Annotated in this window: 20 protein-coding genes and 1 pseudogene; 11 read left to right on the top strand and 10 right to left on the bottom strand. The window is 46.4% G+C overall.

The annotated features are described in order from the left end of the window. The 3 genes from Q0502_RS12325 to Q0502_RS12315 form a co-directional block, all read right to left on the bottom strand. Window positions 1–220: hemolysin III family protein (locus Q0502_RS12325; protein WP_298651130.1), on the bottom strand; the 220-nt coding region annotated here is incomplete at its 3' end. 7 nt (window positions 221–227) lie between these two features. Then, complete coding sequence (locus tag Q0502_RS12320) at window positions 228–1,511, bottom strand: carboxypeptidase-like regulatory domain-containing protein (RefSeq protein ID WP_298651129.1); 1,284 nt, start codon at window positions 1,509–1,511, stop codon at window positions 228–230. An 82-nt stretch (window positions 1,512–1,593) separates the two neighbouring features. Then, complete coding sequence (locus tag Q0502_RS12315) at window positions 1,594–2,166, bottom strand: sigma-70 family RNA polymerase sigma factor (RefSeq protein WP_298651127.1); 573 nt, start codon at window positions 2,164–2,166, stop codon at window positions 1,594–1,596. Window positions 2,167–2,296: 130 nt separating this feature from the next. Between Q0502_RS12315 and Q0502_RS12310 the strand changes: the two genes are divergently transcribed. Then, window positions 2,297–4,186: a von Willebrand factor type A domain-containing protein gene (locus tag Q0502_RS12310; RefSeq protein ID WP_298651125.1), complete on the top strand. Its 1,890-nt coding sequence runs from the start codon at window positions 2,297–2,299 to the stop codon at window positions 4,184–4,186. 690 nt (window positions 4,187–4,876) lie between these two features. After that, on the top strand, window positions 4,877–7,465 hold the full coding sequence (clpB, locus tag Q0502_RS12305) for an ATP-dependent chaperone ClpB (protein WP_298651122.1): 2,589 nt from the start codon (window positions 4,877–4,879) through the stop codon (window positions 7,463–7,465). Between the two features lie 197 nt (window positions 7,466–7,662). Here the strand turns inward: clpB and Q0502_RS12300 are convergent, their stop codons facing one another. From Q0502_RS12300 to tig, 7 genes are all read right to left on the bottom strand, one after another. Next, complete coding sequence (locus Q0502_RS12300) at window positions 7,663–9,153, bottom strand: TrkH family potassium uptake protein (protein WP_298651121.1); 1,491 nt, start codon at window positions 9,151–9,153, stop codon at window positions 7,663–7,665. Window positions 9,154–9,191: 38 nt separating this feature from the next. Then, on the bottom strand, window positions 9,192–10,529 hold the full coding sequence (gene trkA, locus Q0502_RS12295) for a Trk system potassium transporter TrkA (RefSeq protein WP_298651119.1): 1,338 nt from the start codon (window positions 10,527–10,529) through the stop codon (window positions 9,192–9,194). A 37-nt stretch (window positions 10,530–10,566) separates the two neighbouring features. Further along, window positions 10,567–12,525, bottom strand: a complete 1,959-nt coding sequence (gene dxs / locus Q0502_RS12290) for a 1-deoxy-D-xylulose-5-phosphate synthase (RefSeq protein WP_298651117.1) — start codon at window positions 12,523–12,525, stop codon at window positions 10,567–10,569. A 174-nt stretch (window positions 12,526–12,699) separates the two neighbouring features. Continuing rightward, window positions 12,700–14,901 (bottom strand): DNA helicase RecQ, encoded by a 2,202-nt coding sequence (recQ, locus tag Q0502_RS12285; protein ID WP_298651115.1) that lies wholly within the window; start codon window positions 14,899–14,901, stop codon window positions 12,700–12,702. A 254-nt stretch (window positions 14,902–15,155) separates the two neighbouring features. After that, window positions 15,156–16,400, bottom strand: coding sequence for an ATP-dependent Clp protease ATP-binding subunit ClpX (gene clpX / locus Q0502_RS12280; protein ID WP_298651113.1), 1,245 nt, complete (start codon window positions 16,398–16,400; stop codon window positions 15,156–15,158). A gap of 9 nt (window positions 16,401–16,409) precedes the next feature. Beyond that, window positions 16,410–17,087, bottom strand: coding sequence for an ATP-dependent Clp endopeptidase proteolytic subunit ClpP (clpP, locus tag Q0502_RS12275; protein ID WP_298651111.1), 678 nt, complete (start codon window positions 17,085–17,087; stop codon window positions 16,410–16,412). Between the two features lie 175 nt (window positions 17,088–17,262). After that, window positions 17,263–18,849 (bottom strand): trigger factor, encoded by a 1,587-nt coding sequence (tig, locus tag Q0502_RS12270; protein ID WP_298651109.1) that lies wholly within the window; start codon window positions 18,847–18,849, stop codon window positions 17,263–17,265. A 185-nt stretch (window positions 18,850–19,034) separates the two neighbouring features. Between tig and Q0502_RS12265 the strand changes: the two genes are divergently transcribed. The 9 genes and pseudogenes from Q0502_RS12265 to Q0502_RS12225 all read left to right on the top strand — a co-directional run. Then, a complete protein-coding gene (locus tag Q0502_RS12265; protein ID WP_298651108.1) occupies window positions 19,035–19,958 on the top strand; it encodes a CPBP family intramembrane glutamic endopeptidase in 924 nt (307 codons plus the stop codon). Window positions 19,959–20,001: 43 nt separating this feature from the next. After that, complete coding sequence (locus tag Q0502_RS12260; protein WP_298651106.1) at window positions 20,002–20,577, top strand: DUF3109 family protein; 576 nt, start codon at window positions 20,002–20,004, stop codon at window positions 20,575–20,577. Between the two features lie 86 nt (window positions 20,578–20,663). Then, a complete protein-coding gene (locus Q0502_RS12255; protein WP_298651104.1) occupies window positions 20,664–21,263 on the top strand; it encodes a TetR/AcrR family transcriptional regulator in 600 nt (199 codons plus the stop codon). 97 nt (window positions 21,264–21,360) lie between these two features. After that, window positions 21,361–22,107: a 3-oxoacyl-[acyl-carrier-protein] reductase gene (fabG, locus tag Q0502_RS12250; RefSeq protein WP_298651102.1), complete on the top strand. Its 747-nt coding sequence runs from the start codon at window positions 21,361–21,363 to the stop codon at window positions 22,105–22,107. A gap of 4 nt (window positions 22,108–22,111) precedes the next feature. Next, on the top strand, window positions 22,112–22,780 hold the full coding sequence (locus tag Q0502_RS12245) for an RluA family pseudouridine synthase (RefSeq protein WP_298651101.1): 669 nt from the start codon (window positions 22,112–22,114) through the stop codon (window positions 22,778–22,780). A 211-nt stretch (window positions 22,781–22,991) separates the two neighbouring features. Continuing rightward, window positions 22,992–23,894 (top strand): nucleotidyltransferase, encoded by a 903-nt coding sequence (locus tag Q0502_RS12240; RefSeq protein ID WP_298651099.1) that lies wholly within the window; start codon window positions 22,992–22,994, stop codon window positions 23,892–23,894. Window positions 23,895–23,930: 36 nt separating this feature from the next. Continuing rightward, window positions 23,931–25,247 (top strand): hemolysin family protein, encoded by a 1,317-nt coding sequence (locus tag Q0502_RS12235; protein ID WP_298651097.1) that lies wholly within the window; start codon window positions 23,931–23,933, stop codon window positions 25,245–25,247. 123 nt (window positions 25,248–25,370) lie between these two features. After that, window positions 25,371–26,456: an aldose epimerase family protein gene (locus tag Q0502_RS12230; protein ID WP_298651095.1), complete on the top strand. Its 1,086-nt coding sequence runs from the start codon at window positions 25,371–25,373 to the stop codon at window positions 26,454–26,456. A 51-nt stretch (window positions 26,457–26,507) separates the two neighbouring features. Further along, a pseudogene (locus Q0502_RS12225) lies at window positions 26,508–26,682 on the top strand (MFS transporter); the annotation flags it as partial.

Raw genomic sequence — 26,682 nt, 5'->3', positions numbered from 1 at the left:
GCACGGGTTCCTTTATGAAATGATAGAGGGTGGATGACATCATACAGGCAATCATTCCGAAACCAAAAAGAGCATACGCGAGAATTGCCCAGCCGTCACCGGCAATCACCGCTTTACGAAGCAGGAGAACCGTAGCCACGATGCTCATCACCACTCCAATGCCATGGGTAAGATAGTTGACACTTTCTTCCCGTGAAGTATAAAATTTTTCGTTTGCCACGGAGATATTATAATTCAAAAGGTAATATTACTTTCCTGTTTACTTCTGACCAGGGCGGAGAGCCGAGCAGAAGCCTTTTTATTTCAATTTCCAGTGCGGGGCAGGAGTTTTCTTTGATTTCAATATTTCCCGGTCGTCCCATCGGATCGATAAAAAATTCTACAATAAAAGCAATTTTTTGCCCTGCACAGCTATCTTTATCGTAATTTTCGGTGAAATAGTTCCTAAACTCTTTTTCACCGAATGCCGCTATATCTTTTACACCCGAAACGGAATCCGTTATCGCTATGTCTTTCACCACAGAAACAGCACCCACTACCGATTCTTTTTTTTGTTTTCCAAAAGCCACGACAACAACTTCGTTCAACGCCATGTCATCGGCTTTCATCTTAATATCTCCCACGTTTTCTTTCAATGGAATTTTGGAACTTTTCATGCCGATAAAAGAAGCAATCAGCGTCCCTTGTTCGTCTTTCGGAACAGTCAGTTGAAAATTGCCCGCTGTGTCGCTAATGGTTCTTGTTTGAGTATCAGCGAGACTGATCGTAACGCCCGGAATCGGGTCTCCGGTTTCATCCACTATCCGCCCGGAGACAAATATTTTATCCGGTTGAGCTACTGAAGAAGATCTCCCCCTGATTCGTATCTTCGTGCCTTGTTTTTCCTCTGAAACAACAATCCCCGCAGCATGGCCACTCACTGCTTGCGTAACGTTATTTTGTGGTTCTTTGATAAGCGTTTTTTCCGTTTTGTGCTGAGCGGTGGACAGCCGCACCTCTTTATCCGAAACACTCTCTATTTCTTCAGAGACTTCAATATTCTCAGCAACCAGCTCGATCGTTTCGGGGGATGCTTCGACGGAAAGGGGAGGGGAGATTGTCTGTTTTGCCCTTGGCGGCTTGTCTTCCTCTTTTTTCGATTCGAAATGATCGGCGGTCAATACCGTATCTTTTTGAAGTAAAGGAGTCGTGATTTCTTTTTCCTGTTGAATGATATCAGAAGATACAACGGGTATTTCCTCCTTCGTATAGGGTTTGTAAAGCAGAAGAGGAGTGCTGATAAGTAATATGATCACAGCCGCAGCAGCCCATATCCACATCCGTTTATGGATGCGTTTCTTCGGTAAAGAGAGCCGTTTTTCTAAATCTTCGATCACAGATATATGGTCTCCTTCCACCGAATCATACCCGTCGATGGCGTCTTGCAGAAAAGGATCATCTATAGCCCTGCGTTCCAGCCGGTTGGCTTCCTTCCCTTGTCGTTGTCCCCGTATGTAATCTTTTAAATTCACATTGCTTATCGTTATCTCCCGCAGTTTTTATTTATCACGACTGCGAGTCTTCATGCATTGTAACTGAGTAATCATTGGAAAACTACTGCATCTTCAATACCCGCGTAATGCAATTCTTTAAATTCCGCTTTCCGTTCTGAATATAACTTTTCACCTTTTCGAGCGTGTATCCCGTAATAGAAACGATGTCGGCATACGATTTGTTTTCGTAATAAAAGTATTCGATGCTCTTTCGCTGTTCTTCGCCCAATTCGTTCATGCACAACATCAACGCCGATTCTTCTTCACTTGACTTCTCCTTATCTAATAGAGTAAAAAAATCGCCGTTTTCCATAATTGTATCATCCATATTTACAAAAAACGACTGTTTCGCTTTCCGCAGACGCAGCAGACAATGGTTTTTCACTACACTGTAAAGCCATGTGTGAAAATTCTGTATATCATACCGTTTAATTTTTTGTGAGACCTCTTCAAACAGATCCATCACAGCATCCTGCGCATCGGTCTTGTCGGCAAGATATTTCAGGCATAACCCATATATCATTGGGATATAACGGCGATATAGCTCGCCGAAACAGACCGGTTGTTCTTCTTTTTTGCAAAGAGAAAACAATTCTTCGTTTGATAATGTAGGTATGTCCCGTCTGTTTTTCAATTCGTTGCGTATTCATTCATAAAAAATACCTTACAAAATTAAAAAATTATTCGTTCGGTTATGGAATTCCGGGCACAATTGTATCTATAAGGTAAAAGATGATTTGTGAATTAGTAAATCAATAAAAGGTATGAAGACAACAATTAAAAAAATCAGTTTGATGTTCCTCGTAGCGGTAATGTCGTTATCGGTTTTAGCACAGGAAATGGTAGTGAAGGGAAAAGTATATGATGTGCAAGGCAAAGCACCGTTACCCGGCGTAACCGTTATGGAGAAAAAGACAAACAATGGTGTGGTTACGGATATGAACGGTGAATTCAGCATCAAGACCCGAAAAGGTAAGATACTGCAATTTCAGTACATCGGGTATAAATCAGAAGAGGTAAAAGTGGAGAATGAATGGATAGAAGTCGGTTTGCAGCAAGAGGTAGCGATATTGGAAGAGGTGACGGTCGTGGCTTTTGGAAAACAGAAAAAGGAAAGCCTGATTGGAGCAGTTACATCAGTACAAGGCCGGGCTGCCGGTGTCCGGATACGGGGATCGGTTCAGGATGCCGCGTACAATTTCCCCATGCAAACATTTATCGTGCATGAAGGAAATACCGAAGAGTATGAATCATTCAAAGAAAACCGGTTCCTACCGGCTGTGAAACAACCGCTTTCTACTTTTTCGCTCGATGTGGATGCCGCTTCATACGGCAATATCCGCCGCATGATCAATCAGGGACAAATGCCGCCTAAAGATGCGGTACGTATCGAGGAAATGATCAACTATTTCAGTTATAACTATCCACAACCTACGGATGGACATCCGGTGAAAATCGTTACCGAAACGACGGTTTGTCCGTGGAGTAAAAAACATCAATTACTGAGAATCGGTGTGAAAGCAAAGGAAATTCCTTCGGAAACGCTGCCGGCAAGTAATTTTGTTTTTCTGATCGATGTGTCCGGATCGATGTACAGCGCTGATAAATTGCCGCTGGTGAAGTCGGCGATGAAGCTCCTCGTGAATAATTTGCGACCCGAAGATCGCGTGGCAATTGTTACCTATGCCGGAGCGGCGGGTGAAGCATTAGCGTCGACAAGCGGCGCTGATAAGCAGAAAATCATGGATGCGTTGGAGAGCCTGCAGGCAGGAGGTTCTACTGCCGGGGGAGCAGGTATTCAACTGGCCTACAAGATTGCTGAAAAGAATTTTGTGAAGGGCGGGAATAATCGTGTGATCTTATGCACCGACGGCGATTTTAACGTGGGCGTTTCAACCACGGAAGGATTGGAATCATTGATCGAGACCAAACGGAAAAGCGGTATTTTTTTGACGGTTCTCGGATATGGAATGGGTAACTACAAAGACAACAAGCTACAAATTCTGGCGCAGAAGGGGAATGGAAACCACGCATATATCGATAATTTGCAAGAGGCCAATAAAGTAATTGTGAACGAGTTCGGCAGCACGATGCATACCATTGCAAAGGACGTGAAGATTCAGGTGGAATTCAATCCTGCGTTTGTAAATGCTTACCGACTTCTGGGCTATGAAAGCAGGCTACTCGACGATGAAGATTTTAATGACGACCTGAAGGATGCGGGAGAATTGGGTCCCGGTCACATCGTGACGGTCCTCTACGAGATTGTACCTGTGGGGGTGGAAGTTCCGTTGGGTAAGGTAGATCCCTTGAAATACCAGTCATCGGAAAAAGAGATATCTGCCCTTCAATTCAGCAACAGCAACGAATTATTGACCGTGAAGCTTCGCTATAAGAAACCGGACGAAGAGGTGAGTCGTAAACTGGAAGTGCCCGTGTTGGCAAGCGTGGTGAATACGAATGCACCGGGGGAACTGAACTTCATTATGTCGGTCGCCATGTTCGGACAATTGCTGCGCGATTCCGATTTCAAGGGAGATGCCTCTTACGCGAAAGTCCTTGAATTGGCCCGCAAAGGTTTGAATGATGATCCGAACGGCTACCGCCGCGAATTTATCCGGTTGGTGGAAGCCGTGGAACAGTTGGAGAAGTGAGAAGGAAGCAGGTGTTCCGATAGCAATAATCAATTACATATGCAGCCAATGGAAACATAACACGTATCCAAGGCCTCGGTGGGGATGCATATTCTGCACCAGCAGTATATGTAAAAAAAGCGGGGAATTGGAAATTTATTATATTTGCCGTGATTATCTGTTTATCGAAGAGGACACTTTCTATGGCCAAAGTCAGCGGGAATGACAATTCTTTTTGATAGATATTTTCATTATTTTCTTCCCTCTCTTTTATTAACCTTCCTATTGAATCCGCGCAGGGACGCGCGGCCTTCGCATACGACTTCGTATAACGGCAAAATTACGCGATAAATATACAACATTCGTAAATATATAATATTTATTCATTCCAGGGAAAAAATATAATTTACTGTCAAAAAGTCATATTTAACATTATGGCAAAGATTTTGACCTTTTTGGTTGTAATTGCATGGATCAGTATTGTAAGGTGTTCATCGTTTCGAATGTCGTCATTGTGAGAACTTTGTTCCTGGTATTTTTGTTTTTTGAATAAAGGCTTGGTTTCCCGTATGGCGGGATTTTCGATTCGCTGCAACCCATTTGATTCTAACTTTAAAACTATTTCGATAAGCAAGAGCAGAGACAAAGCTTGCTTTGGATATGCCGAGTGTAGAAATAGTCTGATGAAATCGAACTTAAAAAATAAGGAATATGAATTTTAATAACTTTACAATAAAAGCGCAGGAGGCGGTACAGAAAGCCATAGATCTGGCAAAGGGAAATAATCAACAGATGATCGAGCCGGCGCATCTGCTCAAAGGGGTGATGCTGGTGGGTGAGAATGTAACTGGTTTTCTGTTCCAGAAACTGGGGGTAAATCCCCAAACCGTTGAGAAGGTGCTCGACAGGGAGATCGAATCGTTCCCGCGCGTGTCGGGCGGCGATCCGATGCTGAGTCGTGAAACCAATGCTGTTTTTCAAAAAGCGGCGGACTTCACGAGCAGGATGGGCGACCAGTTTGTATCTATCGAACATCTGTTGCTGGCTATCCTGAGTGAAAAGAACTCAGCCTCGCAGATGATGAAAGATGCCGGCATTTCACTGAACCAGTTGGAGGCAGCTATCCAGGATCTGCGCAAAGGGGAAAAGGTGACCAGCCAGTCGGCGGAAGATACCTACCAGTCGCTGGGCAAATATGCTGTGAACCTTACGGAACGTGCCCGCAACGGCAAGCTTGATCCCGTCATCGGAAGGGATGAAGAGATCCGCCGTGTATTGCAGATACTGAGCCGGCGTACCAAGAACAATCCCATCCTTATCGGCGAGCCCGGGACAGGCAAGACAGCCATTGCCGAAGGGCTGGCATACCGTATCGTTCGTGGCGATGTGCCGGAGAACCTTAAAAGCAAGCAGATATACTCTCTGGATATGGGAGCGTTGATTGCCGGGGCAAAATACAAGGGAGAGTTCGAGGAACGGTTGAAATCGGTGATCAACGAAGTGGTTAAAGCGGAAGGGGAGATCATCCTCTTCATCGATGAGATCCATACCCTGGTAGGTGCCGGAAAAAGCGAAGGGGCGATGGATGCGGCTAATATTCTCAAGCCGGCATTGGCACGTGGTGAATTGCGCGCTATCGGGGCTACCACGCTGGATGAATACCAGAAGTATTTCGAAAAAGACAAAGCGTTGGAACGCCGTTTCCAGACGGTGATGGTGGATGAACCGAGTGAATCGGATACTATATCTATCCTTCGCGGTCTGAAAGAGAGGTATGAAAATCACCATAAGGTACGTATCAAAGACGAGGCGATTATTGCTGCCGTACAGCTTTCGAGCCGTTATATTACGGACCGTTTCCTGCCTGACAAGGCGATCGACCTGATGGACGAGGCGGCGGCCAAACTGCGTATGGAGGTGGACTCCGTGCCCGAAGAGCTGGATGAGATCATGCGGAAGATCAAACAATTGGAGATCGAGCGTGAAGCTATCCGTCGTGAAAATGATAGGCAGAAAGGGGAATTGCTTACTAAGCAGATTGAAGACCTGAAGGCCGAAGAGTCGGAATACAAAGCCAAGTGGCAGTCCGAAAAAGAGATAATCAATAAGATACAACAGGATAAGATCGACATTGAAAATGCCAAATTCGAGGCAGAGCGTGCCGAACGTGAGGGCGATTACGGTAAGGTGGCCGAACTGCGCTACGGTACGATCAAGGAGAAGGAAAATGAGATAGAAGAACTGCAAAGGCAGTTGCACGAGCGTCAGGGTGGCCGTGCCATGATCAAGGAGGAGGTGGATGCCGAAGATATTGCCGACGTGGTATCGCGGTGGACGGGTATCCCGGTAAATAAGATGTTGCAGAGTGAACGCGAAAAACTGCTTCACCTTGAAGAGGAACTTCATAGACGCGTGATCGGCCAGGATGAAGCGATCACTGCTGTAGCTGATGCGGTACGCCGTAATCGTGCCGGATTGAGCGATCCGAAACGGCCTGTTGGTTCTTTTATTTTCCTGGGTACTACGGGGGTGGGTAAAACGGAGTTGGCGAAAGCACTGGCCGAATATCTGTTCGATGATGAGAACATGATGACCCGCATCGATATGAGCGAATACCAGGAAAAATTCAGCGCCACACGACTGATTGGTGCCCCTCCGGGATATGTGGGGTATGATGAAGGTGGACAACTCACCGAGGCCATCCGCCGCAAGCCCTATTCGGTGGTGTTGTTCGACGAGATCGAGAAAGCCCATCCCGACGTATTCAATATCCTCCTGCAGGTGCTGGACGACGGGCGGTTGACGGATAACAAGGGTAGGGTGGTAAACTTCAAGAATACCATCATCATCATGACCTCTAACATGGGGTCGAACCTTATCCGCGAGAATTTCGAAAGGATCACGCCTTCGAACCGGGAGGAGATTATCGAAAACACCCGCAACCTGGTGATGGATATGCTGAAAAGAACTATCCGTCCGGAATTTTTGAACCGGATCGATGATATTATTATGTTTGCTCCGTTAAAAGAGGACGAGATTGAACAGATTGTCCGCTTGCAGTTCGATGCTGTCGGGAAAATGCTGTCGGAGAACGGTATCGAACTGAAGTACACCGAAGAGGCGGTCAGAAGTATTTCCATAGCCGGTTTTGATCCCGAGTTCGGAGCCCGCCCGGTGAAAAGGTTGATCCAGCGAAAGGTGCTGAACCAGCTTTCGAAAGATCTGCTGGCCGGGAAGGTGGATAAAACAAAACCGATCATTATCGATGCGATCGATGATACGGTCTTCTTTAGGAATTGACCGTCTGAACCGGATCTTATGTTCTATTAATTCTTCTTCAACTACATCTTCTTGCCGACCCGTTTTCGATTCACAGACTAACTGATAAGAACTCGCTTCGCTCAAACAACTTATCAGTTTACGTCTGTTTCATCGAACGGGTGCCCCGGCCATAAGCTGAGGCTTTGAAGAATTAATTAAGTCATTTTAAGTTCAAATTATCTTTTCCAAAATCCCGGGATGAAGAGGGAGAGTACGGTAAATATTTCAAGGCGCCCTACCAACATGAGGAAACTGAGATAATATTTCATGAAAGGTGTGGCTGATTCAAACGTGCCACTGGGCCCGTATGAGCCTAATCCGAAGCCGTAGTTGCTGATGGTTGAAAGTGAAACACCGATCGACTCTTCGAAATTCATCCCGGTAAGGCCCAGTATTGCGGCGCTGATCACCGTGAGGGTGACATACAGGAAGACAAAGGCGAACAGCCGGGACAGGGTTTCGCCGGTAATCACTTTCCGGTTCATTTTCACCACGTAGAGTGCATTAGGGTGTACCTGGCGTTTGAAAACCAACAGCGCGTTTTTGGAAAGCACTATCAGGCGCGAGATCTTCATACCACCCGAAGTGGAACCTTCACTACCGCAAAAGAGAATCATCGCCAGGAAAAGAAGCCAGTAACCGGAACCCCACAACTGGAAATCGGCTGTGGCAAATCCTGTGGTGGTGACTGCCGCCACGACCTGGAAAAGCACTATCCGGAAAGTTTGTTCTACGTCGTTCATCTGTCCGGAAGCCAAAAGAGCCACTGTGATCCCCAAGGTGAAAAGGACGGTAATCAACAGATACCATTTGAATTCTTCATCCCTGAGAATAGTGGCCTTGAACCGGGTGATAAGCGTCGAAATAAGTAAAAAATTGGTACCCCCCAGAAACATAAGCAGGGTGATCACATATTCTGTATAAGGGGAATTGAAAAAGGCGATGCTTGCCTGCTTCGTGGAAAAACCGCCTGTAGAAATGGCCGTGAGTGTGTGGCAGGCTGCATCGAACGCATCCATCGGGCCTGCCCAGAGAAAGAGAAACCCCAGAACGGTGAGGCCGAGATAGGTGAATGACATTTGTTTCGTGATCTCGCTGATGCGGGGGCGGAACTGGTCTTCGGCTATACCGGTGGCTTCTGCCTCATAGAACTGGCCTGAGATCCCTCCGAAGACTGGCATAAATGAGAGGACGAAGATGATGATCCCGATCCCTCCGATCCACTGCGTGAAGCTGCGCCAGAAATGGAGTGATTTTGGAAACGCTTCAATATTGACCAGGGTAGAGCTGCCGGTGGTGGTGAAACCGCATATGCTCTCAAAAAATGCATTCGTGAAAGAGGGAATGGCACCGCTGAACAGGTAAGGGAGTGTACCGAACAGCGCCATCATCAACCATGAGAGCGTGACGGTAAGGAAAACCTCCCGTTTGGTAAGGTTACCCGCTGTCCGCTTCCGTTTTCTTCCCAGAAAGGAAAGGAGCGCTCCGGAGCCGAAGCTGATGAGCGCCGAGAGGTAAATACTCCTTACGGCCGTTTCGTTGTAATACTCACCTACGAATGCGGAAAAGAGCATGGAGATCGCTTCAATTATCAGGAGCAGACCTACGGTATTCAATACAAACTGATAGTTAAATCTCTGCATGCGTCGTAGTTTGTCCGGGGGCATATGCGTTTACGGTTTGCAAAACCCGCCCCGGTACAAATTTAATTAAATAGTTTTTCGATACTTTTCAGCGATTTATTGAGGAAAAACACCACTACCTGATCGTAGGGCTCAATCAACGTATCTCCATCCACCAGCATGGGTTCTCCGTTTCTGATAAGCGCTCCGAAAGTGATGTCGTCAGGGAGATTCAGGTTCCTGATCAGTTTTTTCGTCACTTTGGAATTGGGTTTGGCGATGACTTCCCCTACATTGGCCTCGGCAATGGTAAGGCTCTTTATATTGGAAGCATCGGCCTTCAGCAACAGTTCGTAGATCTTGCTGGCGGCGATCAGTTTTTTGTTGATTACTGTGCCGATATCGAACCGTTCCGCCATCGAGATGTAATCGATATTCTCGACTTCAGCCACTGTCCTTTTTACGCCATACTGTTTTGCCATCATACATCCCAGGATATTGGCTTCGGAGTTACCGGTAAGGGCAAGAAATGCATCGGACTCAGTGATGCCCTCCCGCAGGAGAAATTCGGCGTTCCGGCCGTCTTCCACGAAAACGGTGACGTTGGGGGGGGCCATCTCCACCAGCTTCTCCGCACGTTCCCTGTCCTGTTCAATGATCTTTATATTGATATTCGACGGGAGTTGTTGTATGGTACGCATGGTGATGCGGCTGCCGCCCATAAACATGATCTTTTTGGCTTCGAACGATTTTTTTCCGAACAGTTCGGGCAATGAATCGATATATTTTCTGAGGGTGGTGAAATAGAGAATATCGCCAGGAAGGACCTGATCGCTTCCTTTGGGGATCAGGGTATGCGAATTGCGTTTGATGGCCACCATATGGAACCGTTTGTTTTCCTGTGAAAGGTCATACAGGAATGTGTTCATGATAGGAGCGTTTTCTCTCACTTTGGCAGCGGCAAGGATCACGGTTCCGTTGCACAGTTCCCACCAGAATCGGGCCCACGGCGTTTTCAGCGACATCGCGATCTCCCGGGCTGCGATCAGTTCGGGATAGATCATAGAGTGAATACCCAGCTTCTCAAAGAATTCTTTGTTTTTGGGCAACAGGTACTCGTAATTATCTATGCGGGCCAGCGTCCTCTTTGCACCTAAATTGGAAGCGAGCATACAGGAGGTGATATTCTTAGACTCTTCGGGGGTTACACCTATATAGAGATCGGCATTGGCCGTCCCTGCTTCGGTGAGATCCTTGAGTGACATGCAATTGCCGATATAAGTAAGTATATCGGAGTTGTCGCGTATGAGGGCAAGCCTGTCCTTGTCGGCATCTATGAGTGTTATGTCGTGATTTTCCTGTCCGAGAAGTTTCGCCAGATGGGTTCCGACGGCGCCCGCACCTGCTATTAAAATCTTCATAGCATCTTTTGCAGTTAATGATTCTCTATCTCAACGGTTATGTGCCTGTGCAACGGGATTTATCCTGTGGTGCGACGGCTGTAAATGGGGGATAACTACCTCTGATCCCGTTGTACATACAAGTAATATGTTCCAGAATCCCTTTTTCATCAATTCCGGTGATCTGCTGGAGTTCGCTGACGGAGCCGTGAGTGATGAATTCATCGGGAATACCTATGCGGAGTACGTGGACATCGGAGTAACCGTTTTCCGCAAGGAATTCGAGAACGGCACTTCCAAAGCCACCCTTAACGACCCCATCTTCGACCGTAATTATATATTTGAATTTCCTTGCCACTTTATGCAGCAATTCTTCATCTATAGGCTTCAGGAAGACCATATCGTAATGTGCCACGCTGATGCCCGATTTCTCCGCCTCGTCGATCGCTTTTGCGGCATTGTTGCCGATAGTACCCATGGAGAGGAGGGCAATATCTTTCCCTTTTCTCAGTTTTCTACCTTTACCGATCGGAAGAATTTGGGGGACGTTCCGCCAGTCAGTCATCTCGCCCTGCCCACGGGGATACCGGATAGCGAAAGGCCCGTCGTTCCCGTATACGGCGGTATGCATCAGGTTACGCAATTCATGTTCGTCATATGGCGCTGAAATTACCAAATTAGGGATAGGGTGCAGATAGGCCAGGTCGAATACGCCATGGTGGGTGGGGCCGTCGGGTCCTACCAGTCCGGCCCTGTCGAGACAAAAGATCACCTTCAGTTTTTGTAGTGCCACATCGTGGATCACCTGATCATAAGCCCGTTGCATGAATGATGAGTAGATGTTGCAGAACGGGATCAATCCCTCTTTTGCCATACCGGCGGAAAAGGTAACCGCATGCGCTTCGGCGATGCCCACATCAAATGACCTGTCCGGAAACTTGTCGGCCATAAAGGTCATGGAACAGCCGGTAGGCATTGCGGGTGTTACCCCTACAATTTTCTCGTTCTTCTCTGCCATCTCCACCAGAGTATGTCCGAAAACATCCTGATAGAGCTGCGGCTGGTTCTCTTTATTCTTCAGGATACGTTCGCCGGTTTCTTTATTGAAAAGGCCGGGCGAGTGCCAGATAGTAGCCGATTTTTCAGCCGGCCTGAACCCTTTACCTTTGACTGTTTTTATATGAAGGATTCGCGGCCCCTGCATATCTTTGATGTTTCTGAGTACCCGGATGAGCTGTGGCAGGTCATGCCCGTCGATCGGTCCGAAATAACGGATATTGAACCCTTCGAACAGATTCTGCTCCTTGGTGATCAGGGATTTGACGCTGTTATTGAACCGTAACACGAGGTTCTTTTCCCTTTCCGAAATAAGCTTCCGTTTCTTGAACCCCTGGTAGAGATTGTTCCGTACTTTGTTGTATTTTGCCGAAGTAGTCAGTTTCACCAGGTAATCCTGTATTCCCCCCACATTATTGTCGATCGACATATCGTTGTCGTTGAGAATGATCAGGAGGTTGTTTGGCTGGGAACAGGCATTGTTGATCCCTTCGTAAGCCAGTCCGCCGGTCATGGATCCGTCGCCGATGATGGCCACTATATGCCGGTCTGTCTCCCCGCTAAGATTAGCAGCCACGGCCATACCCAGCGCTGCCGAGATAGAGGTGGAGGCATGGCCGGCAGCGAAAGTATCGTATTCGCTTTCATTGGGATTAGTGAATCCCGAAAGCCCTCCCAGTTTACGGTTGGTTGAAAACCGGTCGCGACGGCCGGTAAGGATCTTATGGCTGTAGGCCTGATGTCCTACATCCCAGACAAGCCGGTCATAGGGGGTATGATAGAGATAATGCAGTGCCACTGTAAGCTCCACCGTCCCCAGACTGGAGCCAAAATGACCCGGATTATGGGAGAGCTGTTCGATGATAAATTCCCTCAGTTCGGTACAAACTATTTCCAGTTGATCGATGCTGAGTTTTTTCAGATCGTCGGGGCTGTTTATATTTTGTAAATATTTCTTCATATTCTGCCTACCGTTTTCTTTTTAATAAACGGTATCGGTGTAAAATAGTTTATTTTTTCGTCTTGCTGTTATGCGTGCTTCACGCATTCAATTACTACTGAATTACCCAAATCATTCATTGTCAAATCGACACATCAAGACATCCGTACATTGGCATATGAGTACATCCGTACATTAGTTCGCCATGTCGGAGAAGAATTTGATGCGTACCAGGCGGATCTCAGTCTCGGTATAATCCGGTAATTCTTCCTGTGCCTTGTCCAGATCATCGGTCTCCGCTTCTTTGAAATAGGCGTACACATCCTGCAGTACATCCTGGTCCATCACTTCGTTGAGGAAATAATCGATATTGATCTTTGTGCCCGAATATACGATGGCCTCTACCTCCGACAACATCTCATTGAAATCTATCCCCTTTGATTCCGCCAGATCATCGAGCGCCACTTTCCGGTCGATGGCCTGTACAATGGATACTTTGAGTTTCGACTTGTTGGCGACCGTCTTTACGCGGAGATCTTCGGGGCGGGTAATATCGTTTTCCTCCACATGCTTCTTTATCAACTCCACGAATTCTTTACCGTAACGCTTTGCCTTTCCGGCACCCACTCCGGGAATATTTTGCAGCTCTTCGAAGGTAATAGGATAGGAAGTTGCCATCGCTTCGAGCGACGAAGGCTGGAAGATAACATAAGGAGGAACATTCAACTTTTTCGACAGTTTTTTCCTCAGGTCTTTCATCATGGAGAAAAGTACAGGGTCGGCGGCACCACCGCTTCCTCCGGCTGAATTCAGCACATCTGAATCCTCGCTTTCCGGATCCGACATACTGTCTTCCTCTTCATCGTCTTTTGTGATTTTAAAAGATACGGGATTCTTCAAAAATTCTTTCCCCTTTTTGGTGATCTTAAGAATACCGTAGTTCTCGATATCTTTCTTCAGATAGTTATCGAGCAATGCCTGGCGGATAAGTACTTCCCAGGTGCTTTCTTCTTCATCGGCACCCGATCCGAATTCTTCCAGTTCGTTGTGCCCGTAAGTCTCTATATCAGATGATTCTTTTCCAATAAGGAAATCTATGAGATAATCGGCTTTTTGTTTTTCTTTGAGAGCAATAATCGCTTCCAATACAGTAATAAGTAACTCTTTCGCTTCCACTTTCTTCTTGGGATTTAAACAATTGTCACAATGTTCACAATTCGGTTCGTTATATTCTTCGCCAAAGTAGTGCAGCAGCACTTTTCTCCGGCATACGGATGTTTCTGCGTAGGCGGCTGTTTCCAGCAGTAGCTGTTTCCCGATCTCCTGTTCTGAGACCGGTTTCCCCTGCATGAAACGCTCCAGCTTCTGCAGGTCTTTTTCGGAATAGAACGCGATACATTTACCTTCACCTCCGTCGCGTCCGGCGCGCCCCGTTTCCTGATAATACCCCTCGAGGCTTTTGGGTATGTCGTAATGGATCACATAGCGCACGTCAGGCTTATCGATCCCCATCCCGAAGGCAATGGTAGCTACGATCACATCCACCTTCTCCATGAGGAAAGCATCCTGGTTATTGCTGCGGGTGGCGGCATCCATTCCGGCGTGGTAGGGTAATGCCCTGATATCGTTTGCCTGCAGGATCTCCGCGAAATCATCCACTTTTTTTCTGCTCAGGCAATAGATGATGCCTGATTTTTTACCTTGGGAAAGAATATACCGGATGATCTCCCTGTCTATCTGTTCGGTCTTATTCCGTACTTCGTAATAAAGGTTAGGGCGGTTGAAAGACGATTTAAATACCGCCGCATCGGTCATACCGAGATTCTTTTGGATATCGTGCTGCACCTTCGGTGTGGCCGTGGCCGTCAGCGTGATGATAGGACGTATGCTGATCTCGCTGATGATGGGGCGGATACGCCGGTATTCCGGCCGGAAATCGTGCCCCCATTCTGAAATACAGTGTGCCTCGTCCACGGCGTAGAATGAAATGGGAATATTCCGGAGAAACTCTACGTTCTCGGCTTTGGTAAGTGATTCGGGCGCTACATAGAGCATCTTGGTCTTGCCTGAGAGGACATCTTTTTTCACCTCTTCGATCTCCTGTCTGTTGAGGGAGGAGTTCAGAAAGTGGGCAATACCGTCTTCTTCACTGTAATTGCGCATAGCGTCTACCTGATTCTTCATCAGTGCGATAAGCGGTGAAATGACAATCGCCGTTCCCTTCATCAGCAGTGCAGGGAGCTGGTAGCAGAGTGATTTCCCGCCACCGGTAGGCATCAATACAAAAGTATCTTTCCCGGATAAGATACAGTTAATAATGGCCTCCTGGTTGCCTTTAAAAGTATCGAATCCGAAATATTTTTTTAAACCTCTGTATAATAAATTTTGTTTTTCCATTGAGCAAATCACCCTGTAATGAAATCTTTGTTACCAAAAGGTAAACACAAAATTAGAAAAGTATTTTATATTTCCAAATAAGATTATTGTAATAGAAAATAAATATCTGTAACTCTGCCGTATAATTCCCTATATATTCATAAACGGGTGAACATATCACATGAAAAAAAAACGCAGGTTGAACATGCGTTTTTTTATTCATACGCAACCGGCTTCATCGGCCGATGGTTCTAAAAGCGTGGATGGAGGATGTATCAGGCCACTCTCAAATGGTGCAGATCCGAATTCTCCAACTGGTGGGAAGCATATTCGCGGGTGACGTGCAACTTTTTCTTCTCCTCAGAAGAGGGAAGGGTGAACATCGCCTCGATCATAATGGCTTCCACGATGGAACGCAAGCCGCGCGCGCCCAGTTTAAATTCAATGGCTTTATCAACGATGTATTCGTAAGCATCACGGTCGAAGGTGAGCGCTACGCCATCCATATCGATTAACTTCTGATACTGTTTGATGATGGAATTCTTCGGTTCCGTCAATATACGCAGCAGTGCGTTTCTGTCGAGCGGCTCCAGATAGGTGAGGACAGGAAGGCGCCCGATGATCTCCGGGATCAGTCCAAACGATTTGAGGTCGAGGGGAGTGATGTATTTCATCAGGTTGTTCCGGTCGATCACCGTATTTTCATTACTCGCCGCATAACCTACTACACGTGTGTTGAGGCGTTGGGCAATTTTTTTCTCTATTCCGTCGAAGGCACCACCGCAAATAAATAATATATTCTTGGTGTTTACGGCAATCATCCGCTGCTCCGGGTGTTTCCTGCCTCCCTGGGGCGGCACGTTCACTATGGAACCTTCGAGCAGTTTCAATAACCCCTGCTGTACACCTTCGCCGCTCACATCGCGGGTGATGGAAGGGTTGTCGCTCTTGCGGGCTATCTTATCGATCTCATCGATAAAGACGATCCCTCTTTCCGCGGCATTCACGTTGTAATCGGCTACCTGAAGCAAACGGGTGAGAATACTCTCTATATCTTCTCCCACGTACCCGGCTTCGGTGAGTACGGTGGCGTCCACAATAGTAAAAGGGACCTGCAGCATCTTCGCGATGGTCCTGGCCAGCAACGTTTTTCCCGTGCCGGTAGCTCCCACCATAATGATGTTCGATTTTTCGATCTCCACATCATCTTTCGTGTTTTTCTGCAAAATGCGTTTATAGTGGTTATAGACCGATACCGACAGAAAACGTTTCGCACTCTCCTGTTTGATCACGTACTGATCGAGGAACTCCTTGATCTGTGTAGGTTTAGGGAGTGAGGAGAGCGTAAGTCCGATATCTGACTTGGAATTGCTTTTGAATGAGTCATTCACAATTTCGTGGGCCTGCTCGGCACACATGTCGCAGATAAAGCCGGTCATCCCCGAAATGAGCAGATTCACTTCCTGCTCACTTCTTCCGCAAAAACTGCAGTGATTACTGCTATTCGCCTTTTTAGCCATTGTTATCGTTTATTTCTTTTTTGTCAGGACGTCATCTACCATGCCATATTCTTTGGCTTCTGCCGCAGTCATCCAGAAATCACGGTCGGAGTCCCTGGCCACATCTTCGACGGGTTTACCGGAATGCATGGATATGATGGCATAGAGCTCCTGTTTGATCTTTGCAATTTCACGGGCGGTAATTTCGATGTCCGAGGCTTGTCCCTGCACGCCTCCCAGCGGTTGATGGATCATAACCCGGGAGTGGTTGAGGGCGAACCGCTTTTTTTCGCTGCCGGCTACTAGCAGTACGGCAGCCATGGAAGCGGCAATACCGGTACAAATGGTAGATATGTCGCTTGATATGAACTGCATGGTGTCGTAGATACCCAGTCCTGCATAGACTGATCCGCCGGGAGAGTTGATGTAGATGGAGATATCTTTCCCCGGATCGGAGGAGTCGAGATAGAGCAACTGGGCCTGTATCACGTTAGCTGTATAATCATCGACGGCAGTACCGAGAAAGATGATACGGTCCATCATCAAACGGGAGAAGACATCCATTTGCGCTACGTTGAGCTGGCGTTCCTCAATGATGGTGGGAGAGATGTAACCGCCTCCCTGGCTGGTGATATTCATATAGCTGTCTAATCTGGAGCCGCTCATACCCAGATGCTTCACCGCATATTTCCTAAAATCGTTATGCATAAAAGTTTTTTTGTATGTTCAAAATTCGATTATCATTAGAACTACTGCAAACGGAGTGCCAAATTTGTATCTGAAGGCATTTCCCGGTTTTCAAATTATGCAACAAATTTATAACGAATTATCGAATTACAAAATAAAATACTGATAAACAATCTGTAGGTTGATCAGCGGATACTTATTTTTTCGCTGAAGTTTTCGCTTTTTTTGCCGGTTTTTCGGTTGTATCCGGGTCTTCTTTGGTGGCAGGAGCTTCGTCAGGTGCCGGTTTTTCTATGGCAGCCGATTCTTCCGGGACAGTAGTGTCTGAAATTTCATCTCCTGTATGTTCCCCGTGGCCGTGTTCACTGTGAACTTGCTCTTCTTCCGTATGTTCGCCGTCTGCATACTCGCCATGCTGGTGTGAATGGCTGCTCATCAGTTCGTTGAAATCTTTTGAAGAGATATTTTTCTCGATAACAGTCACGTTCTCTTTCAGCCAGTCGATGATCTTGTCTTCCGTAGCCCTGTCGTACAGGTTCCGGACGGTCTCTTCTTTTTCGAGCAGGCTTTTGGTATAATTCTGAAGCACGTCGGCCGGCAGGTTAGTCATTCCGTACTGTGCGAACTGGGCTCTCGCTACTTCTACAGCAAGCGCCTCTATATCCGTGAATTCAACCTTGATACCGTTCTCATCCACAATCTTCTGTCTTGCCACATGGAATTTCAGGTCTTCCAGGATTTTAGAAAAATCCTGCTCAATCTCTTCGACCGTACGCTTTTCATCTGCTTCGAGCAACCATCGTTTCAGCAGTTCATTGGGGAATGTTACCTCTTCCATCATCTTCACAATGAGATCCCTTGCTTCATGAATGAAAAGGTGGTCGGCATTGGGTTTATACTGCCTTATTAACCCGGATTCCACTTTTGTCCTGAATTCCTCTTCCGACGTAGCCACGCCTTCGCCCAGCACACGGTCGAACAACTCCTGATCCATTTCCGCCTCTTTATAGCGGGTAACTTCCCTGATATCGAACCGGAAATCGGACTCCATCTTTGCCGCTTCTTCTTTTACGGTTTGCAGCAGAGATGCGATTTCGGCTTCATTGTTATCATAAGCTTTCCTGGGATTGAATACCACGCTCTCACCTACTTTGGCGCCGATGAAACTGTTTTTGGTTTCCTCATCCTTCACATAGGAAGGCATCAGGATAGCATTCTCGATCACCTGACCGTTTTCTTTCTCTTTGTCTCCCTCCATTTCGGTAAGTGTACCTTTGATCAGGTCGGTATCTTTTGCTCCCTCTTCCACAGAGGCGTAAGTGCCGTAATTCTGTTTGTAGGCATCCATCTGCCGGTCGAGGAGTTCCGGTTCGAGTTGTACGTTGTGATAGGTCAGTTCAACACTTTTATCCAGTTTCAGATCGAATTCGGGAGTAAGCGCCACGTCGAACGAGAATTTGAGTACTTCGTCATTCTCCAGATCCAATTGTTCCTCTTCGTTATTAGCCGGAAGAGGTTCTCCCAGGATTTTAAGATTGTTCTCGCGGATGAAATTTCCTATTTCATCGGAGACTATCTTATTGATCTCGTCTACCAATATTGCTTTGCCGTATAATTTCCGGATCAGGCTTTTGGGTACTTTTCCCTGGCGGAAGCCGGGAATATTGGCCCTTTGACGGTATTGATTCAGAGACTTATCTACCTTCTCCTGATAATCTGCTTTTTCCAGTTCAATGACGATGGTTCCATTCACATCGTTCGTTTTATTCAGTGTTGACTTCATTATGATATGTGAAAATGATTGTTTTTTGTTGAAAGTCAGTAAAATTCAACCGATTGAAACATTTAAAAAAATAAGATTGCAAAATTAGTGTTATTCTTTTAAATTGCAAAAAATATTTTATTGAACCCGCTGCAATTCCGTTACCGGATTATTGTGCTACCTTTGCATTTAAAATGACAGCGGTAATGAGACCTGTTTTTTCATCCTTCACACCGGCTTATAAAATAGCCTATCTTTTTTTGTTTCTGCTGATGGGTGTAGTAACCGCCGGCATCCTGACAAAGCTTATCCTGATGATACCGGGATTGAGCAACGGAGGTAAAGTGACTGCAATTTACGTGGGTTCGGTAATGCAATCGGTGGTGGCGACCGCTTTGCCTGCATATCTTATCGCCGCATTGACCCATGCCGGGCCGGTACGTTATCTGAAGATGACCGGTAACGGAAGGACAGGGGAAAAAGTGATGTTTGCCGTTTTGGTTTTTCTCTTCTCCTACCTTCTGGCTTCGTTTCTGTCACAATGGAATAAGGGCATGGAACTCCCTGCATCGATGCGGGAGATGGAGCAGGTATTACGTTCCCTGGAAGATGCCGCACTGGAGACCACCAATTTGTTATTGTCCGGCGACACCGTCCGCAGCCTTATCCTCAACTTGCTGGTGGTAGCCGGGCTTGCCGCCCTGTCGGAGGAAATGTTTTTCCGTGGGGCCTTGCAACAATTTATACAGGAGAAATTCCCGAACGGACATGTTGCTGTCTGGCTTACGGCATTGATATTCAGTGTGGTCCATTTTCAATTCTATGGATTTCTGCCGAGGCTCCTGCTGGGAGGACTGCTGGGATATCTGTTCCTTTACACGCGGAATCTCTGGATATCTGTCATTTTCCATTTCATCAACAACGCTGTGATCATTATAATGCATTATTTCTGGGGTGACAGCCAATGGATACGGGAGATAGAAAAGATGCCGGTCACCGGTTCGTTTGCCCTGGCTGCCGGTATCAGCGGCTTATGTACTTTTCTGTTGTTCCGGGTATATCGACGGAGAAATCCGGAAACGGTAAAAACAAAGAGGATAGTCCCGGAAGTTGTCAATAGGGGAACATAGTTCCGGAGATTAAAAACAAAGACGAATCAGCAATACAATAAAAATGATACAAATTCAGCATACGCTCCTGTCGGACGAAATATTCGAAGAACAGTTCATTTGCGATCTTTGTAAATGCAAAGGACAATGTTGTGTGGAAGGGGAATCGGGGGCGCCTCTTACACAGGAAGAGTTTCAACAGATCAAAGGGATCCTGCCCGAAATATGGAATGATCTTTCCCTCAAAGCGCGGGAGGTGATCGATGAACAGGGAATAGCCTATACCGATTACGATGGTGAACTGGTTACCTCCCTTGTGAATGGAAAAGAGTGTGTATTCACCTATTTCGATGCCGACGGGGTGTGTAAATGCACTATCGACGACGCGTACCGGGAGGGGCGTATATCCATCCGGAAACCGGTTTCCTGTCATCTTTACCCTATCAGGCTGACTGAATACAGCAATTTCACGGCTGTCAATTATCACCGTTGGTCGGTATGCGAGCCGGCGGTAAAACGCGGAAGAAAAGAGGGAATACCTCTTTACCGCTTTCTGAAAGAACCGTTGATCAGGAAATTCGGCGAAGAGTGGTATAATGAGGTATGCGAAGCTGCCCGGTTGGTGAAAAAGGACGAATAATTTTGTGATTTTTCACTTCATTTACTTTCGGAATTTAGAATCTTGTGTTATTTTTGCACATACATAAGTGAAATGTGCAAATTAGTATGGTTTCAGCAATCTCCAAAACGAAGAAAAATTTAATCGATGTGGCCCAGCAACTTTTCGCTAAAAAAGGTGTTGAGAATACGACGATGAATGATATTGCCGAAGCATCGCAACGTGGTAGACGTACTCTCTATACCTATTTCAGTAGCAAAAACGATATCTATAAGGCAGTCATTGAATCGGAGCTCAATGTGCTCTACAATAGGCTTGAAGAGGTGATTAAACGTGATATCCCGGCCGATGAGAAACTGATCCTGCTGGCTTTTACCCGCTTAAACGCCGTCAAAGAGGTGGTTACGCGTAACGGCACGTTACGGGCGGATTTTTTCCGGGATATCTGGCAGGTGGAGAATGTCCGCAAAGAGTTTGACAGAAAAGAGATCCGTTATCTCGAAGGAATCATTCATGACGGATGCAATAAAGGGATTTTCGGAACCAAGAATGTGAAACAGACGGCGGAAATATTGCATTACGCCTTTAAAGGCCTGGAAGTTCCGACGATCCGTGGCGCTATGAAACTCGATTATAACAAAAAAGAGGACAGGGAAGTTATCGCTGATATTCTCTTTAAGGGATTGTATAGTAGGAGTGAAAAGTGAAAAGTGGGAAATAAGAAATTAAGAAGTGGAGAACTAAAAAGTGGTAAATATATTGATAATCAATTTATGATTTATAACTCATAATTTATAATTAAATATGAAGCTATTAGAAGGAAAGACGGCGTTAATCACCGGAGCTGCCCGTGGTATCGGGAAAGCGATCGCATTGAAATTTGCCTCTGAAGGCGCAAATATCGCGTTCACAGATTTAACCATCGACGAGATCGGTGCGGCCACCGAACATGAAATCGCTTCTCTGGGCGTAAAGTGTAAAGGGTATGCCTCTAACGCGGCCAATTTTGAAGAGACGCACAAGGTGGTTGAGCAGGTTCTGCAGGATTTCGGCCGTATAGATATACTTATCAACAATGCCGGCATCACTAAAGACGGGTTGATGATGCGTATGAGCGAGCAGCAATGGGATGCGGTGATCAATGTGAACCTGAAATCGGCATTCAATTTTATCCATGCGGTGACGCCCGTGATGATGCGCCAGAAAGCGGGTAGCATCGTGAATATGAGCTCCGTGGTGGGAGTATCCGGAAATGCCGGCCAGGCTAACTATTCTGCTTCCAAAGCCGGGATGATCGGTTTGGCGAAATCGATGGCGAAAGAACTCGGGTCACGCGGTATCCGTGTTAACGCCATCGCCCCTGGTTTCATCATTACGGAGATGACCGGACAGTTGTCGGAAGAGGTACGCAACGAATGGGCAAAGCAAATTCCATTGCGCCGCGGAGGAACGCCGCAAGATGTTGCGAATACGGCTCTTTTCCTTGCGTCGGATCTTTCTTCGTATGTCAGCGGACAGGTAATCAATGTCTGCGGCGGAATGAATACCTAAGCAGATGACCGTTCTTTACGAAGATAATCACATCATTATTGTCAATAAGGCGCCGGGTGAGATTGTACAGGGCGACAAAACGGGCGACAAGCCGTTGTCCGAGGCGGTGAAAGAGTACCTGAAAGAGAAATACAATAAGCCCGGCCATGTTTTTTGCGGAGTGACGCACCGGCTCGACCGGCCGACGAGCGGGGCAGTGGTGTTTGCAAAGACAAGCAAAGCGCTGTCGCGGTTGAACGATATGTTCCGTGAAGGCGAGGTGGACAAGACCTATTGGGCCGTTGTGAAGGATCGTCCCCCCAAAGAGGAGGATCAACTGACGCACTATCTGGTCAAGAATGAAAAGACCAATAAATCGAGCGCCTACGACAACGAAAAACCACACACCAAAAAGGCAGTGCTGCATTACCGCCTGATCGCTGCCTCACAGAATTATTACCTGCTGGAGATCGACCTGGAGACCGGGCGACACCATCAGATCCGCGTGCAACTGGCCAAAATAGGATGCCCCATCAGGGGTGACCTCAAATACGGTGCCGCCCGCTCCAATCCGGACGGCAGCATCAGCCTGCACGCACGTACTATCTCATTTATCCATCCTGTTTCCAAAGAAAAGATAATGGTCACCGCGCCCGTACCGGAAGATACTCTGTGGAAAGCTTTTGGGGTGTGACCTCTTCATTGTAGGGACTGTTAATAATTTAAAGCCTTAAGATCATGGAAAACCAGAAAGAGAGATATCAAAAGTAATTTGAGCAGTATTCTTTTTCTCATTTTCGATAAAAACCTTACATTTGCATATCGGTGCGTAAGCGTGACTTTATTTTTAAATAGAGAAGAAAAAGTAAATCTACAAATCAATCTCAATCAACAAATCGATTTAAATGAAACCTACTTTATTTGTATTGGCAGCGGGAATGGGAAGCCGCTACGGAGGACTGAAACAACTGGACGGATTGGGTCCGAACGGTGAAACCATTATGGACTATTCCATTTACGACGCGGTGAATGCCGGCTTCGGAAAACTGGTTTTCGTGATCCGTAAGTCGTTTGAAGATGATTTCAGGGAGAAGATCGTCAGAAAATATGAGAAAAAGATACCCGTGGAGTTGGTATTCCAGGAACTGGATATGTTGCCGGAGGGTTTTACGCCCCATCCCGACCGGGTGAAACCGTGGGGTACCAACCATGCTGTGATGATGGGGAAAGAGGTGATCCATGAACCGTTTGCGGTGATCAATGCCGACGATTTCTACGGACGGGATAGTTTCCGGGTGCTGGCCGATTACCTTTCTACCCTGGGAGAGAGTAAGAACAAATATTGTATGGTAGGTTACCGCGTGGGAAACACCCTCTCGGAAAGCGGTACCGTAGCCCGTGGCGTTTGTGAGACCGATGAAGACCGTAACCTTACGGGCGTGGTGGAACGCACACAGGTGATGCGCATAGACGGGAAAGTGAGTTACAAGGACGAAAACGACCAGTGGGTCGCCATTGACGATAATACTCCCGTTTCCATGAATATGTGGGGTTTCACGCCAGACTATTTCAAGTATTCCGATGATTATTTTGTACAATTCCTGAAAGAGAACATTGAAAATCTTAAAGCGGAATACTTTATACCGTTATTGGTCAATCATCTGATCGTTACCGGTGCAGCTACCGTGAAAGTACTCGATACACCTTCCGGATGGTTTGGCGTTACTTATGCCGAAGACAGGCCCGGAGTGGTGGACAGATTGAAGAATCTCGCAGAAGAGGGGACCTATCCGTCTCCGTTGTGGTAAGATCACCACAGTTTTGTTTTACCGAATCAACCGGCTATGTGGATAGATATCATTATCATTCTTATACTGATCCTTTTTAACGGTTTTTTTGCCCTGTCGGAGATTGCCATCGTATCTACGAAGAAGAACAAGCTGGAAGCAGAGCGCAAGAAAGGTAAGTTAGGAGCAAAACGGGCATTGAAGTTACGTTCCGATCCCGGAAATTTTCTATCGTCCGTACAGGTGGGGATCACTTTGATCGGTATCATTAACGGCGCTTACGGGGGGCAGGCATTTACCGTTTACCTGGTGCCTTTCTTTCAGCAATTTCCGGCTATAGCCCTTTTTGCAGAAGGTATTTCCATGGTTGTTGTGGTATTCCTTATCACATATGTATCCATTGTGATAGGTGAACTGGTACCCAAAACCATCGCGCTGAACAATCCCGAAAAAATGGCGATTGCCGTGGCGCCCACCATTTATGTGGTAAGTATCGTCTTTTATCCGTTCGTGAAACTGTTATCGGTATCGACCGGTTTTGTCAACCGGTTGATAGGTCTGAAACCGAAAGTGGAAGTGATATCTGAAATGGAATTGCGGTCTATGTTGAAAACAGCGTCCCATGAGGGAATCATCGATGTGAAAGAAAATATTATCCACGAACAGGTTTTTTATTTTTCCGATAAGCGGGCTATTCATCTTATGACACACCGCACGGATGTGGAATGGGTGAATATCAGCAAGAACCGGGAGGAGATCATTGAGGACCTGTTGCAGACCAAACACAGCAAGATCCTTGCCTGCAGGAAAGAGATAGATGATTTTGCCGGTACTATTTCCATGAGGGATTTCCTGTTGCGGCTCAATAAGAGGGAGCTGTTCTCGATAGAGGAGTTGATCATGGAGCCTATCATCGTTCCCCATAATCTACTGGCGCAAAAAGTACTCGAAAATTTCAAGAACAACCATAAGTTTGTGGCTGTCGTAGTGGACGAATACGGGAGCCTCGACGGGATTATCACTATTCACGATATATTCGAGAATCTGGTAGGCGCTATTCCGGAGGAGACCGAAGATGAACTGTCGGATCCGCTCATATTCAGACGTGACGACCATTCCGCCTTGGTGAGCGGGGAGGCACCCATAGAAATATTGTCCCAGGTAGATGAAGATTTTATTGTGGATTTCGATAAGATCGATTATTCTACTGTGGCCGGTTTTGTATTTGAATGCATCAATAAGATCCCGGCGGTGGGAGATCAATTCGATTACGATAACCTTCATTTCGAGATAGTGGATGTAGATGGAAACAGGATAGATAAGATTTTGGTGACAAAGAATCCAAAAGAAGTAATGGAAAAGAATGTTAATTAAAAAGTTTTATGTTATATAACACAAAAATTTTTCAGGTCACATCAAAAATCCATGCTAATTTTACAGCAATTTTAAGAAAGATCAATCTTCATCAATATCTTAATTTAAAACCCAGAAAATTACATGAACAAAATGTATAGCAAATCCGGTTTGCTTGTCGATGCTTTTAAAAAAACGGTAGATGGCAGGCAAACCGGGTTATACACTCTGACAAACAGAAAGGGGAGCGAGCTGACGGTCACGAATTACGGGGCCAAAATAGTTTCGCTGATGGTTCCCGATAAAAACGGAACAATGGTCGACGTTGTATTGGGGCATAACACCATCGATGAATACCTGACATCGGAAGAACCCTATTTCGGCGCCATATGCGGGAGAACAGCCAACCGGATCGCTAACGGACATTTTACCCTCGAAGGGAAAGAGTATCAACTGGCGGTCAACAATGGACCCAACTCACTCCACGGGGGAATAAAAGGATTCAATGCCGTTGTGTGGGAGGTGAAGAACCTGACCGGGCAGAGCATTGAATTGTTTTATCTGTCGGCAGACGGTGAAGAGGGTTTCCCCGGCAATCTTTCTGTCACGGTAACCTACATCCTGACAGACGATGACGCTTTGGATATCCGCTATAAAGCCATTACGGATAAGACGACCATCCTGAATCTTACAAATCACTCCTATTTCAATCTCTCCGGACAAGGTGATCCCTCTGTCGGCGATCATCTGCTGATGCTTAACGCAGACAACTATCTGCCTACGGATAATACCGCCATACCTTACGGTGATGCGGAATTAGTGAAGGGGACACCGTTCGATTTTACCGACCCTCATACCATCGGAGAGCGGATCGGGAACGATTTCCAACAATTGCATTTCGGCAAAGGATATGATCATACGTATCTTCTGAACAAAAGCACAACAGACGAATATACTTACGCGGGTTACTGCCTTTCCCCGAAGACAGGCATCAAAATGGAAATGTATACGAACGAGCCCGGAATACAATTATATACCGGTAACTGGATGACCGGTAATTTCCCCGGGAAAAAAGGAAAACATTATCCCGCGAGATCGGCGGTCTGTTTCGAGACGCAACATTATCCCGACAGCGTCAACAGACCGGAATATCCTTCGGTGGTACTGAAGCCGGGTGAGACTTTTGAGTCGAGGACAACTTACCGGTTTTTGACCGGGAACCCAATATGATTTGGAATTAGATCCTATAATAATTAACAAATTAATAATTAATCAAAAAGTATGAACACGACTACTGATCAGAACAAAAATCGGATTGTGCCGATCATCATGATGATTGCGCTATTCGGGATGATCTCATTTGTTACCAATCTGGCGGCACCGATGGGACAAGTATTAAAAGAACAATTTGGCGCTTCCAATTTTCAGGGATTATTGGGAAATTTAGCCAATTTTA

Origin of the sequence: uncultured Proteiniphilum sp. (genome assembly GCF_937873925.1) — a bacterium.
Lineage (GTDB): Bacteria > Bacteroidota > Bacteroidia > Bacteroidales > Dysgonomonadaceae > Proteiniphilum.
The sequence above is the reverse complement of the archived record's forward strand: the minus strand, read 5'-3'. Positions and strand labels throughout refer to the sequence as shown.

Coding starts and splice junctions, on each gene's coding strand:
- Q0502_RS12230 (WP_298651095.1), top strand. CDS start 25,371: ATGAACAAAATGTATAGCAAATCCGGTTTGCTTGTCGATGCTTTTAAA.
- Q0502_RS12310 (WP_298651125.1), top strand. CDS start 2,297: ATGAAGACAACAATTAAAAAAATCAGTTTGATGTTCCTCGTAGCGGTA.
- clpB (WP_298651122.1), top strand. CDS start 4,877: ATGAATTTTAATAACTTTACAATAAAAGCGCAGGAGGCGGTACAGAAA.
- Q0502_RS12255 (WP_298651104.1), top strand. CDS start 20,664: ATGGTTTCAGCAATCTCCAAAACGAAGAAAAATTTAATCGATGTGGCC.
- Q0502_RS12300 (WP_298651121.1), bottom strand. CDS start 9,153: ATGCCCCCGGACAAACTACGACGCATGCAGAGATTTAACTATCAGTTT.
- trkA (WP_298651119.1), bottom strand. CDS start 10,529: ATGAAGATTTTAATAGCAGGTGCGGGCGCCGTCGGAACCCATCTGGCG.
- clpP (WP_298651111.1), bottom strand. CDS start 17,087: ATGCATAACGATTTTAGGAAATATGCGGTGAAGCATCTGGGTATGAGC.
- Q0502_RS12235 (WP_298651097.1), top strand. CDS start 23,931: ATGTGGATAGATATCATTATCATTCTTATACTGATCCTTTTTAACGGT.
- Q0502_RS12240 (WP_298651099.1), top strand. CDS start 22,992: ATGAAACCTACTTTATTTGTATTGGCAGCGGGAATGGGAAGCCGCTAC.
- tig (WP_298651109.1), bottom strand. CDS start 18,849: ATGAAGTCAACACTGAATAAAACGAACGATGTGAATGGAACCATCGTC.
- Q0502_RS12265 (WP_298651108.1), top strand. CDS start 19,035: ATGAGACCTGTTTTTTCATCCTTCACACCGGCTTATAAAATAGCCTAT.
- Q0502_RS12260 (WP_298651106.1), top strand. CDS start 20,002: ATGATACAAATTCAGCATACGCTCCTGTCGGACGAAATATTCGAAGAA.
- Q0502_RS12245 (WP_298651101.1), top strand. CDS start 22,112: ATGACCGTTCTTTACGAAGATAATCACATCATTATTGTCAATAAGGCG.
- fabG (WP_298651102.1), top strand. CDS start 21,361: ATGAAGCTATTAGAAGGAAAGACGGCGTTAATCACCGGAGCTGCCCGT.
- recQ (WP_298651115.1), bottom strand. CDS start 14,901: ATGGAAAAACAAAATTTATTATACAGAGGTTTAAAAAAATATTTCGGA.
- clpX (WP_298651113.1), bottom strand. CDS start 16,400: ATGGCTAAAAAGGCGAATAGCAGTAATCACTGCAGTTTTTGCGGAAGA.
- dxs (WP_298651117.1), bottom strand. CDS start 12,525: ATGAAGAAATATTTACAAAATATAAACAGCCCCGACGATCTGAAAAAA.